The organism is Pantoea brenneri (assembly GCF_038594305.1).
GTDB classification, from domain to species: Bacteria; Pseudomonadota; Gammaproteobacteria; order Enterobacterales; family Enterobacteriaceae; genus Pantoea; species Pantoea brenneri.
In genome coordinates this window covers 461608-473667 of record NZ_JBCGBG010000001.1, presented here as the reverse complement: position 1 = coordinate 473667, position 12060 = coordinate 461608, and the positions used below count along the sequence as shown (strand labels likewise).

Annotated in this window: 12 protein-coding genes; 7 read left to right on the top strand and 5 right to left on the bottom strand. The window is 46.7% G+C overall.

Translation table 11 applies throughout. The annotated features are described in order from the left end of the window. Positions 1-3: 3 nt before the first annotated feature. Entirely contained in the window at positions 4-360 is a 357-nt protein-coding gene (locus tag AABB92_RS02115) for a hypothetical protein (protein ID WP_031377145.1), read from the top strand. Positions 361-402: 42 nt separating this feature from the next. On the opposite strand, the gene AABB92_RS02110 is transcribed toward AABB92_RS02115, so the two are convergent. Beyond that, complete coding sequence (locus AABB92_RS02110) at positions 403-1209, bottom strand: chaperonin (protein ID WP_072050972.1); 807 nt, start codon at positions 1207-1209, stop codon at positions 403-405. Between the two features lie 473 nt (positions 1210-1682). Here AABB92_RS02110 and AABB92_RS02105 point away from each other — a divergent pair, with 473 nt between their 5' ends. The 3 genes from AABB92_RS02105 to AABB92_RS02095 all read left to right on the top strand — a co-directional run bounded on the left by AABB92_RS02105 (position 1683) and on the right by AABB92_RS02095 (position 4705). After that, complete coding sequence (locus tag AABB92_RS02105; protein WP_031377144.1) at positions 1683-2258, top strand: recombinase family protein; 576 nt, start codon at positions 1683-1685, stop codon at positions 2256-2258. A gap of 629 nt (positions 2259-2887) precedes the next feature. Then, positions 2888-4090, top strand: coding sequence for a hypothetical protein (locus AABB92_RS02100; protein WP_152659077.1), 1203 nt, complete (start codon positions 2888-2890; stop codon positions 4088-4090). A gap of 57 nt (positions 4091-4147) precedes the next feature. Further along, positions 4148-4705 carry a hypothetical protein gene (locus AABB92_RS02095; protein WP_046288203.1) on the top strand — a complete coding sequence of 186 codons (558 nt, stop codon included), beginning with the start codon at positions 4148-4150 and terminating at the stop codon, positions 4703-4705. A 241-nt stretch (positions 4706-4946) separates the two neighbouring features. On the opposite strand, the gene AABB92_RS02090 is transcribed toward AABB92_RS02095, so the two are convergent. Continuing rightward, the gene (locus AABB92_RS02090; RefSeq protein ID WP_031377142.1) at positions 4947-6254 is read right to left on the bottom strand and encodes a tyrosine-type recombinase/integrase; all 1308 of its coding nucleotides are present in this window, start codon (positions 6252-6254) and stop codon (positions 4947-4949) included. A 489-nt stretch (positions 6255-6743) separates the two neighbouring features. Between AABB92_RS02090 and AABB92_RS02085 the strand changes: the two genes are divergently transcribed. Next, complete coding sequence (locus tag AABB92_RS02085; RefSeq protein WP_031377141.1) at positions 6744-6941, top strand: hypothetical protein; 198 nt, start codon at positions 6744-6746, stop codon at positions 6939-6941. A 98-nt stretch (positions 6942-7039) separates the two neighbouring features. Continuing rightward, positions 7040-7999, top strand: coding sequence for an AEC family transporter (locus AABB92_RS02080; protein WP_031377140.1), 960 nt, complete (start codon positions 7040-7042; stop codon positions 7997-7999). Between the two features lie 53 nt (positions 8000-8052). Here AABB92_RS02080 and ahpF read toward each other — a convergent pair whose 3' ends face one another. Continuing rightward, entirely contained in the window at positions 8053-9621 is a 1569-nt protein-coding gene (ahpF, locus tag AABB92_RS02075) for an alkyl hydroperoxide reductase subunit F (protein ID WP_031377139.1), read from the bottom strand. A 71-nt stretch (positions 9622-9692) separates the two neighbouring features. Continuing rightward, complete coding sequence (gene ahpC / locus AABB92_RS02070) at positions 9693-10256, bottom strand: alkyl hydroperoxide reductase subunit C (RefSeq protein WP_010617942.1); 564 nt, start codon at positions 10254-10256, stop codon at positions 9693-9695. A 237-nt stretch (positions 10257-10493) separates the two neighbouring features. Between ahpC and AABB92_RS02065 the strand changes: the two genes are divergently transcribed. Continuing rightward, positions 10494-10949, top strand: a complete 456-nt coding sequence (locus AABB92_RS02065) for a GNAT family N-acetyltransferase (protein WP_031377138.1) — start codon at positions 10494-10496, stop codon at positions 10947-10949. On the opposite strand, the gene apbC is transcribed toward AABB92_RS02065, so the two are convergent. Next, positions 10946-12058, bottom strand: coding sequence for an iron-sulfur cluster carrier protein ApbC (gene apbC / locus AABB92_RS02060; protein WP_046288202.1), 1113 nt, complete (start codon positions 12056-12058; stop codon positions 10946-10948). The genes AABB92_RS02065 and apbC overlap by 4 nt on opposite strands. Positions 12059-12060: the final 2 nt, after the last annotated feature.

Sequence of the window (12060 nt, the reverse complement as noted above, 5' to 3'; positions counted from 1 at the left end):
TAAGTGAAGAAATATTCAATTGCAGTACTCTTATTATGTTGCTCGATGTCTTCTAAAGCAGCAGTACCTGACGGAAAAATAGAGAAACCATTTGAATTTAATAACGAAGTTGTTTGTCTAAAAGAAATTCAGAAACAAATCACTCCTTATCTCAAATCATTTGAAGAAGAAAGTGGGGTTAAGTACAAATACAATGTTAAATCCGGTCTATCTTACAAGGACACTGTAGGGCTACGCTTACAGATAAACCGTGTAGATTCGGGGTTGAATGTGCGTGTAGCCGATCTTGATTACTACTGGTTACAGGAACGCGGCAGCATGTGCGAGCCAGCGTACATGGTACTTGATCGCTCTCAATGATTGCTGTGTTAAAAAAGGTCGCGTAAGCGGCCTTTTGGGACTTTATTTCTGAGGGTAACTTGCTGAAGTGAAACTGTCTGTCATCAGCAACATTTGATTCGCTTTAAGGGTTGTGAATGGAAATGCGACATAGTCCAAATTTCCTTGCGTCATATTGAAATATAAATTTTCGTCATTAATTTTTAACTTAGATGCATGTGCCGGATATGTCCCTTCATCTTTAAAAGTAATTAAAAAAGCCATAGGGAAGAAGTGCATACAGCTACAGTGGCATAGATGACCGTTGTTAAAAAACGAAGTTTGCTGAGCAGTTATCTGTGTTCTGTTAGGATAAAACCAATAATAGAAATCATGAGTATCTTCTATTTTTTTATTTTCCCCTAAAACAAATCTTCTTAATGGTGTGTAATATTCACTATCAATAAGAGCATTTTTGCATAATTGTACGGATGTTGCTGCGAGTAGATGACCCACCATTGCACGCAAAAAAGGTTCTGCATTCAAAGGCGTCGAGATAATGTTTCCGTAAAAATGAACACCAGCTAAATATTGCCTAATTAAACTTATGAAGTTCTCGATGGGAAGTTTGATCTCACGATCCAAACTCCCAAGTATGTTGCCATTACAATTCTTGCATATGGTTTTAAATGTCGCTCCGGCGTGGGCATTTATTGGTTTTATTTCATCAGAGGAATAATGTTCAGACACTGTTTTCTGAAACATTGGTTGAATAGTCGTTGCACAACGAGGTGGAACATGATCCTTACTTAATAGACCATATGAACCGCAAATGACGCAATACCCCTCACTCATTCTTGCATGTCTCAAACGTTCGGAAATTTTACCCATAAGAAACCTCGGAATAGCAATCTTGACTAATTTTATCGCAAATAGGTAACATATGCATTTCTATATTAATCTCCTTTACAGCCTTCGCGTTTAAGAATGTGGCTAAGGTACTCGCCTTTAGTGCAAAAAAATAATCAAAACCCTGGCATCTCGATTTTTGACAAAAAAGTTAAAGGGATTGTTTACTGAGATAAAAGTACAGCCAGCTTTTTTCCGTTTGATTTAAAATTTCGTTCGCGTTATCAGGTTCAACCCTGCCGACAAAATACCATCTACTCAGATCTCAGTGCCGAACTTTCCACTAACCCTGTATTGCCTAAAAACAGAACGAACAAGAATCTCTTTTGGGTACTCCCTAACGATACTCACTTTTCTCGTCTCGTTTAGTATCATTTAAATGTTGAATAGTCTTAAATGATACAGTATCATTGAATTAATACAAATGATACTCATCAACAAGTGAGGGCAGGAAAATGATTTTTGGGTATGCTCGTGTTTCCGACCGGAGCCAGAATATGGATCGCCAGTTGGCAGTACTGGGACCTGTTTGTGACAAAATCGTCACCGAGAAAGAGTCAGGTAAGTCCACCAGCGAAAGACCTGAATTATTGAACCTGCTTTCACACCTCCGCGAAGGTGACACGCTCGTGACTCACTCCATTGATCGCCTTGCACGTAATACCCGCGATTTGCTGGAAATGATTGATAACCTCGTTGCTCGCGGGATCACTGTTCAGTTCCTTGCTAACTCAATGAGTTTCGATAACTCCCCACAATCTCGCTTAATCTTAACCATGATGGGAGCCGTTGCAGAATTTGAGCGGGGAATGATCGCATCACGTCGCAATGAAGGAATTGCCCTTGCTAAAGAGGCTAAGAAGTACAAGGGCAAGCAAAAGAACAAAGAATTGCACCGTAAAATCATTGAGATGCTTCAGGCCGGAAAGAACACACCGGACGAAATCGCTAAGTTGTGCGATTGTGGCAGGGCTACAGTGTTTCGCGTGAAAAAAGAAATGCTCGCCAATATCAGCGGCATTGAACGCTGATATAGCTGAAGTGGGAGAATAAAAAAGGCTTGCAGTTTATAGCTGTTCAAATCCTCTCGATATCCTCAATAAGTCTATAAACAATTCGGTGTCACTGTATCAAAGGTGATCGCTCAGGCGGTACCGAACTCGCTCATAAAGCGGTTCATCGCCAGTAACCAGTTTGGGTCGCCATACTCCTTTTTGAAGCACCGTTGATCGTCAGATATATAACATCTCGCACTGGCTTTCTCGGTGAACACGTAATCAAAAAAAATCGTTTTAATGGCTGGTTTCTCTCTGTACATCATTGCAGGCTGGAAACAAAATATAAGCTACGTCTGCCATGTAATATCTCAACAGTGTATTGATTTGTGTGTTGCGATTTTTTTTAGGTATTACGCTGAACAAGCAATGATGACCACAAGCCCCACTCACGCTTTAGGAGCATGTTTGCTAAGTAGTGATTAAGGGTGTTAAATCGATACAATGATAGCCACTCTTCTTATAAACAAGACGTGTCATTGCTTGATGTGACTTCACACGTGGACTAAAATTGGCCGTTCATGAAAATTTATCATTTAATTAATAGACTCTGGTTTTTTAGTTTTATATGATACATTTTGCAATTTTTTGGTCAAAGGTAATATATGATGAATAAAATAGATATAAGCAAACTAAAAATCGTCCCTACAAAGCAGTTAGCAAATGAGGCACTACAAAAAAACAGAAAGACACTGTCTAAAACGACTTGGATTTTGAGAGAGAACATAAGAGCTGTCGATTTTTACTGTTATTTTAATGTAAGGTTTGGCTCCCCTAATGGATTATTTACAGCCTTAAAAAACAAACATGATTCCGATAATTTAATTCATTGGGATTATACCTTTGATTGCGAAGGACATAGGATTAATTTAATTTGTAAAAATTACTATATTGAAATCATGAAAGAGATATCTTTCGAAAATGAAACTGAAGCCAAGGAATTATTCATTGAGCAACTTCGTAATGACTTTAAAAACTATGGTCGTCAGCTTTCTGAGTTTAGAAAAAGTTTAGAACCGTGGTTGGTTTTTGTTAATCCTTTCAAACGATTAAAGCAAGTAATAGAAAATCAGCTAACAAAACTTGAAGAGTTAGATATTAGCAGCATTAAACCTAACAACATATCAGACCCCAGAATGAAAGCCACAAAGGAAGATCTCGAACACTGGCAAAAAAATGCGGAACAGATAGGTAAGAAATATGTTGAAGCTACTTCACTGGGCCTATCAATAAGCATGTTGCTTCCTGTATATGCTGAGTCTTTTGTGAATTTTTTAATTTTCATTTTGGCTAAACCAGAAATTAAAAATAACGTTGAACAGTACAACAAAGTACTAAGAATGCGAATTAATGAGCGAGTTAGTTCTTTACACATTAACTGCATCGGATTTTACCAACCTGTAGATTATAATGAGATTGACGCATGCAAGGCTTTTCATACGATTATGAATAAGAGGAATGAAATTCTTCATGGAAATATTAACCCTATGAATTATGCATTCGACTCTCTTTATTTTGACTATAGAACACCATTATTTGAAAACTTCCGAGATATTGAATTTGACACTTATAAAGCTTCAATCCGAGGAATAGAATTTGAAAAGTTAGAGTGTGATTATCAGCATGTACAAGATTTTATATCCTATATTTTGCTTTGTCTTGACGAGAAAATATTAAGCCATGTTAAAACTATAATTGATACAGTTCACCCTGGATGGAATAAAAAGACCAAAAGGTTGGGTGTGTTATTTGCTAATTATGGAGTGGAGGGTGTAATGATGTATGGAGATGATATTAATTTTTGTTGAATGATAATGTTATCTTTTATTTAAATACACTTTTTATAATATACAATAGGAAATATAATGGCTACAGATTTAATTACTACTCAGTTGATTACTGTCGGTGGTACCATTGGCGGTGCTTTACTCACAGGAATTGTTACGATTGCAAGCCAACACATTAGCAAAAAAAGCAAAGAAAATGAAATAAAACAACAACTCACCTTCAAAATTATCGAAGAAGACTTAAAAGAAAGAAAGTCATTAATTAAACCAATATTACAATATATTGACTCCTTCAACTTACCTGAACATCAAGAATTTTACGATGATAGTGGTGAGTGGCTTGAAAGAGCAATGATTCGTTCTTATCCTAAAATAAAGAAAGAGATCAGTAACTTCATGTTGAATTACACTTTATATATGAATGATAAGATCCGTGAATGCATATGGGATTTAACAACAGCTATAAATAAACTCTCTGAAATAGAGGGGCACTTATATGACACATCAAAGAGTTCTGAAGAAAATGATGATGCTGTATATATGAACTGCAAACGTGAACCTACAGAAATCTGGACTAACTTGCAGAATCTGAGAGATATTCTTTGCACCGAGATAAACATTCTAAAAATAATATAATTTCTCAACCCCCTCTTTTAAAATGTATCATATGGCAGAAGTGATTCTGCTATTAACCATCGCAGCTTTAACCATATATTAATAATAAACATATTCTTTTTGCAAAACTTACAACCGTCATACTATCCACTTTTCCTTCCACTTGACATATTTGACAATATAAATCTTTTAATTATACCTCTCTTATGAAACCCAATTTGTTGTATAATTAATTTAGAACCAACCAAAATTCATTCAGGATTTATTGTCTGACCCAACAAATCCCATCAATAACATAACAAACGGACGATAGTGGGAACGTATGTAAGTAGCGTTTGGTTATCCCTCCACTCTTCTCATGGCCTACTGTTTGTTGAAGATGCAGGATGTTCTTTACCCATCCAGCCATCGCAGTAGAGCAAACAGAATGACGAATGCTATGCAAAAGCCTCCGCTGTCCAAAATCGTCTAAGTACGGAATGCCGAGCTGATCACGCACAGCAGCAAATTCTTTACCGATTTTCGTCATGTTCGTACCTGCCACTTCTGAAAAAATCCGCTCTTTCCACTGGCGACCAACGTATTCCATGAAACCCCATTCGATCAACTTAGGGTGGATCGCTACTTGTCGAGTGGCATTTTCTGTTTTCCCCTGCCCTCCTTCTGCAATCAGAAAATAATACCGCTGGCTATCCTCATCATATTTGATTTGTGATTTTTCCAGTTTGGCAATTTCACTCCTCCTGGCTCCAGTATACGCCAACAACAATGTAATCCACTTCAGCCAACTATCTGGCTGCTTAAGTGCCCACTCTACAAACTTCTTCATCTCCGTCGAACTGTATGCACCAAATCTGGCTTTTGATGGTGCCGCTACTACGCCATCAGTTGGCGACTTAGATAAAATATCTTTGCTATCGGTGAGAAATGTTTTGAACAAGGATTTGTAGAGCTTAAGATGCTTATGGATAGCCTCAACACCTACAAGCTCATCAGGTGACACGTCATCACAATCTATCAACTGCTGAACATTCATTGAGCGATATGGTTGGACAACACGCTTAGGTAAATTCTCAACAACTTCCATCACCTGTCTAATGTCCTGTTTAGTGATCGCAGTTACGTCCGTAGTTTGCCCCAACGCTACAAACAATACTTCAATGTAACGTTCATACGCCATTGAGATCGATTTAGTCCAATTACGCCCCTTTTCGTCTTTGTACATAGCCCAAACATCAGAGAGAGTTAACACGTTTTCCGGCTCGACTTGTGCCGGTGACTCCTCGATTTCAGCAGGAACAACAATCGATAGGCTGGGTAACAGTGGAACTTTCGCAGCCCTACGTTCTGACAAAATCAGGTTTGACACAAATTCATCAAGCATCGAGATCGGAGTTGCTAATGATTTAACAAAAGGAAGATGTGGAGTGATGCGAACCATCAAAGCAGCGGCTTCACGATAGCTGTCAGTGAGGAGTGATTTTTTATACATCCGACCATTTGAAAGCCGGATCTGTAGGTAGTAGTTACCGTTTCGTTGAAAGGTGTATGGAAGGGTTTTGTACCTCATGATCACGCTCTTTTTGTACCTTAGGTGCACTACACACGGACAAAAAGAAATGTAACCACATGAATACTAATCGGAATCTTGGCAACCTACGCTGGCATTATCCAGTTCAGGTCAGCGGGTATTTCTCAGCCCTTTCCTGACGGAAAGCGGCACCCCGAGTCGTGTTACAGCCTGCAGCATAAGGAGGTGGCGTCGCGAAAGCAAGCCACAGTCGCGTCAGCCATCCTCGCGCCGGTGACACTTCACATGATCCTGATCAATTCTCGCCGCAGCAAAAACAGGCTTAATGCTGCGGGCCATAAAACTACCCCTTTCGAGGTAGCCATTTAAGCCAGAGATCAGGTGCTGCCGATCGCGGCATCGGTTTCCGCCCTTAAACGGTAGCCAGCCATAATAATTAGCCTGCTTACAGCATCGCCGAAAAAAACACCTCATTTCATGGAGTTAAACTACTCCAGGAGTGGAACTTCATACTATTCAGGATGTATGATGCGATTGTCAGCGCTTATTCCTCACCGCCATCGATGGCAGGACATTACTATCGAACGTCACGGTGCTATCGCACCAAATGGCAGACATTATCTTTCCACCTATATTTCCGCCCGCTGTCTGCGCTGCGGCAAAATAATTCATCGTGTCTATTACCGGGATATCAGCGATCAACAGGCGCGCCGCTGGCTGGGATAACTGTCCTGACGGCGAGCGGTTCAGACACCGTTAAAGTTAACAGTTAGTTAGCAATTTGTTAGTCTGGTAATTAATCATCGTCTGACCAGACTCTCTCTATGCCACTGCTGTTTGAAAGCTTAAGCCATCAAATCTATCTGTCCGCACCGCTGTTTATTCTGATCCTGCTGGGCTACGGCCTGACGCGACTGGGTAAATGGCCTGCCAGCATCAGCGAAGGGATGAACCGCTTCGTGTTCAACGTCGCGCTGCCCTGCATGCTGTTTGGCGTGATGAGCCATTTTTATCAAAGCCCGCCGGTTGATGCGCGGCTGCTGCTGGCCTTCTTTGGCAGCTGCCTGCTGGTGTTTATCGTCGGCCGGATAGTGGCCAAAAGGCTGTTTAAGCTGGATGGCGTTGCTGGCTCGGTCTTCGCGCTGGGCGGCATCTTTTCCAACAACGTGATGCTCGGCATTCCGGTGGCGACGGTACTGCTGGGGCCCGCGTCCCTGCCCTCGGTGGCGCTGGTACTGGTGTTTAACAGCCTGATCCTCTGGACCCTGCTGACGGTCTCGGTTGAGTGGGCGAAACAGGGCAGCTTTTCGCTGCAGGGGCTGGGGCGCACCGCGATCGGCGTGCTAAAGAACCCGCTGATTATTGGCATTCTCAGCGGTACCGGCTGGAGTTTTTTGCAGCGTCCGCTGCCGCTGCTGGCTGCTGAACCGCTGCGGATGCTGGGATCGATCGCCGCCCCGCTGTCGCTGGTTACCCTTGGCATGAGCCTCGCCCATTACCGGGTGCGGGAAGGACTGAAAGAGAGTTATACCCTCTGCCTGCTCAAGCTGGTGCTGCAACCGATGACGGTGTGGGCCATCGCCTGGCTGACCGGCCTGCCGCCGCTGGAGAGTAAAGTGGTGGTGCTGCTGGGATCGATGGCGGTCGGGGTCAACGTCTACCTGATGTCGCAGAAGTTTAATGTGATTACCGGCCCGGCTGCCGCCAGCATGCTGTTTTCGACGCTGTTTGCTGCGGTGACGACGCCGCTGTGGATGATGCTGATGACGCTGGCGGGATATTAAAAAAAAAGCCCCTCAACATCAGTCGAGGGGCTGTTGCGTGGCTATCGCAAAACTTATTCAGCCGCTTTGGTACGAATCAGGTAATCAAAGGCGCTCAGTGAGGCTTTCGCACCCTCGCCGCTGGCGATGATGATCTGCTTGTACGGAACCGTGGTGCAGTCACCCGCCGCGAACACGCCTTTCAGGCTGGTTTCGCACTTGGCATCAATGATGATTTCGCCCATTTTGTTGCGCTCAACCGCGCCCTCCAGCCATGGAGTGTTAGGCAGCAGACCGATCTGAACGAAAATGCCGGACAGCGCCAGTTCGTGAGTAGTCTGGCTGGTACGGTCGATATACTGCAGACCGGTTACCTTGCTGCCGTCACCTTTCACTTCGGTGGTCTGGGCATTCAGGATGACATCCACGTTTTTCAGGCTGCGCAGTTTATCCTGCAGCACCTGATCAGCGCGCATTTCACCGGCAAACTCCAGCAGCGTCACATGTTCAACGATACCGGCCAGGTCAATCGCCGCTTCAACGCCGGAGTTACCGCCGCCGATCACTGCGGTGCGCTTGCCTTTAAACAGCGGGCCATCACAGTGTGGGCAGTAGGTGACGCCTTTGGTGCGGTACTCTTCTTCGCCCGGCACACCCATGTTACGCCAGCGTGCGCCAGTTGCCAGGATGATGCTGCGTGACTTCAGTACCGCGCCGGAGGCAGTTTCAACCGCATGCAGGCCACCCACAGCAGCCGCCGGGATCAGCTTGATCGCGCTCTGGCTCTCAATCACATCGACATTATAATCATCGACGTGAGCGCGCAGTGAGCCCGCCAGTTTTGCCCCTTCGGTTTTCGGCACAGAAATATAGTTTTCGATATCAACGGTGTCCAGCACCTGACCGCCAAAACGCTCGCCCATCAGACCGGTGCGAATGCCTTTACGGGCAGAATAGATGGCTGCTGCTGCGCCCGCCGGGCCGCTACCAATAATCAGCACGTCGTATGCGTCACGCTTGTTCAGCTCTTCTGCGGCACGTTTATCGGCGTTAGTGTCAACTTTGCTGACGATTTCCGCCAGGCTCATGCGGCCCTGACCAAACTCTTTACCGTTGAGGTAAACCGCCGGCACGCCCATCACGTTGCGTTCCTGAATTTCATTCTGGAACAGGCCACCGTCAATCGCGGTGTGGCTGATGCGTGGATTCAGCACCGCCATCAGGTTCAGCGCCTGTACCACGTCAGGGCAGTTATGGCATGACAGCGAATAGTAGGTTTCGAAATGGAAATCGCCATCCAGCGCGGCAACCTGATCCAGCAGGCTTTGCGCTTCTTTTGACGGATGCCCACCGGTCTGCAACAGCGCCAGCACCAGTGAGGTAAATTCGTGACCCAGTGGCGAACCGGCAAAACGCGGACCGCTGTTCGAGCCTGGGTTAGTGATTAAAAACGACGGCTTGCGGACCTGACGATCGTTCTCTTCGCGGAAGCTGACTTTATCAGACAAGCCTGCGATGTCGACCAACAGCTCACGGATCTCGGTTGATTTGGCACCCTCGTCCAGAGTGGCAATCAACTCAACAGGTTTGGTTAATTTCTCAAGGTAGGCCTTGAGTTGCGTCTTCAAATTTGTGTCGAGCATAGTGATATCCTGGTCAAAAAATCGGGTGCCGTGGCACCCGATGAGAGAAAGATCGAAAGGCCGAAGCGGGATTAGATTTTGCCAACCAGGTCCAGAGATGGAGCCAGTGTTGCATCACCTTCTTTCCATTTCGCCGGGCACACTTCGCCTGGGTGAGAAGCAACGTACTGTGCCGCTTTCACTTTACGCAGCAGGTCAGAGGCGTCACGGCCGATACCTTCAGCAGTGATTTCGATCGCCTGGATGATACCTTCCGGGTCAACGATGAAAGTACCACGGTCAGCCAGGCCTTCCGCTTCACGCATGATTTCGAAGTTACGGGTCAGCGCGCCAGTCGGGTCGCCGATCATTGCGTACTGGATCTTGGCGATGGTGTCTGAAGAACCGTGCCAGGCTTTGTGGGTAAAGTGGGTGTCAGTTGAAACGGAGTAGATATCTACGCCCAGTTTCTGGAACTCTTCGTAGTGATCGGCCACGTCGCCCAGTTCGGTCGGGCAAACGAAAGTGAAGTCAGCCGGGTAGAAGAAGAACACACTCCATTTACCTTCAACGTCTTTCTCGGTTACGTCGATGAACTCGCCGTTTTTGAATGCTGCGTTTTTGAACGGCTTGATTTTGGTATTGATAATAGACATCTGATGGCCTCCGTTGAATTATGTGATGTACGTTACAGAATTTTCGGGCCAACATCTAATATGCAGTCGTTATCAATCAAATAAACGAAAGCTATCAAACGCGGAAAGCGGGATGCTCTCTGGCCCGCGAGGCAGTGTACAGGGAATGTCGGGACAATTAACCCGCTTTATACTTTTCAAATCTTTTCGGCCAATCGCTGCTAGCTTTGTAAGACCAGAGATAAAGGGAGCTGACTTGTGGAGATTCGTCCGTTTACTGAAGCCGATCGGCCTTTTTTGCGTACGCTGTTTCTGGCGGCGCGGCGGCATAACTGGCGCTGGCTGGATGGCAGCGACTGGCAGCTGGAAGATTTTGATGGCGTTATCCTCGGTGAAACCGTACTGGTAGCCGACTGTGACGGGCAGCGCGTCGGATTTGCCGGCCTGCTGGAGAATGATAATTTCCTGCATAGCCTGTATGTCGACCCCGACTGGCAGGGCCGCGGTGCAGGCAGTGCCTTGCTGGAAGCGGTTCAGGCGCGCTTCACCTCGACCGGCGCGCTGAAGTGTCTGACGATGAACAAAGCGGCGCAGGCATTTTATCTGAAGCATGGCTGGAAGATGATTGCGCAGGGCGAAGGGGAACAGGGAGGCTATGTGCTGATGCACTACCCGCTGGCGTCTGAATACACCAGCGGGTCGGGTCGGGCTTAAAGTGCGCGGAAGGCGATGTCGCCAGGAATGACCTCGCCCTGCCAGTAAAGCTGGGCGGCGACCCGTCCGGCAAGCTGGCGGTAGAGCGCGGTGAATTCACTGTCCGGCCGGCGGATTACCGTCGGCTGGCCCGCATCCAGATCTTCACGCAGGTTAATGTGCAACGGCAGCTGGGCCAGCAGCTGCGTGTGGTAATCAGCCACCAGCTTTTGCGCCCCGCCAGTGCCGAAAATCGGTTCGTGGAAGCCGCACTGGCTGCAGATGTGCAGGCTCATGTTCTCGACTACGCCCAGCACCGGCACGCTGACTTTTTCAAACATCACGATGCCTTTGCGGGCGTCGATCAGCGCAATATCCTGCGGCGTGGTGACCACCAGCGCGCCGGTCACCGGAACATTCTGCGCCAGCGTCAGCTGGATATCGCCGGTGCCCGGCGGCATATCCAGCACCAGATAATCCAGCTCCGGCCACATCGTCTCGTTCAGCAATTGCATCAGCGCTTTACTGGCCATCGGCCCGCGCCACACCATGGCGTTATCGTCAGTCACCAGATAGCCAATCGAGTTAGTGGCCAGCCCGTGCGCCATAATCGGTGCCATATGGGTCCCATCGGGCGAGGTAGGACGTTCATGTTCGGTGCCCAGCATGTTGGGCACCGACGGGCCATAGATATCGGCGTCGAGGATGCCGACGCGCGCGCCCTCTGCGGCCAGCGCCAGCGCCATATTGACGGCGGTACTGGATTTGCCCACGCCGCCTTTACCGGAGCTGACGGCGATAATATTTTTCACGCCGTTAACGCCAGGCTGGTTTTTCACCCGCTTCAGGGTGGCGATATCATGGCTTAAACGCCAGTCAATCGCGCGCGTGCCGGTCAGGCGCAGCAGCTCGGCGCTGGTCTGCGCTTTCAGTTCTTCAAAGGCGCTGGCCCAGGCGAACGGCATGATCAGTTCGATATGCAGCTTACCGTCCAGCTGTGCCACGTGATGCAACGCTTTCAGCGCAGTGAGATTCTGTTGCAGCGTCGGATGCTCAAAGCCTCTCAGTACGCCGACCACGATGGCGCGCAGGGCTTCAGGCGTATGCGGTTCCCGGGATTGTACTGTCATCC

Excerpts from the sequence above, each read along its gene's own strand:
- AABB92_RS02110 (WP_072050972.1), bottom strand. The coding sequence starts at position 1,209 with ATGGGTAAAATTTCCGAACGTTTGAGACATGCAAGAATGAGTGAGGGG.
- AABB92_RS02105 (WP_031377144.1), top strand. The coding sequence starts at position 1,683 with ATGATTTTTGGGTATGCTCGTGTTTCCGACCGGAGCCAGAATATGGAT.
- AABB92_RS02100 (WP_152659077.1), top strand. The coding sequence starts at position 2,888 with ATGATGAATAAAATAGATATAAGCAAACTAAAAATCGTCCCTACAAAG.
- AABB92_RS02095 (WP_046288203.1), top strand. The coding sequence starts at position 4,148 with ATGGCTACAGATTTAATTACTACTCAGTTGATTACTGTCGGTGGTACC.
- AABB92_RS02090 (WP_031377142.1), bottom strand. The coding sequence starts at position 6,254 with ATGAGGTACAAAACCCTTCCATACACCTTTCAACGAAACGGTAACTAC.
- AABB92_RS02085 (WP_031377141.1), top strand. The coding sequence starts at position 6,744 with ATGCGATTGTCAGCGCTTATTCCTCACCGCCATCGATGGCAGGACATT.
- AABB92_RS02080 (WP_031377140.1), top strand. The coding sequence starts at position 7,040 with ATGCCACTGCTGTTTGAAAGCTTAAGCCATCAAATCTATCTGTCCGCA.
- ahpF (WP_031377139.1), bottom strand. The coding sequence starts at position 9,621 with ATGCTCGACACAAATTTGAAGACGCAACTCAAGGCCTACCTTGAGAAA.
- ahpC (WP_010617942.1), bottom strand. The coding sequence starts at position 10,256 with ATGTCTATTATCAATACCAAAATCAAGCCGTTCAAAAACGCAGCATTC.
- apbC (WP_046288202.1), bottom strand. The coding sequence starts at position 12,058 with ATGACAGTACAATCCCGGGAACCGCATACGCCTGAAGCCCTGCGCGCC.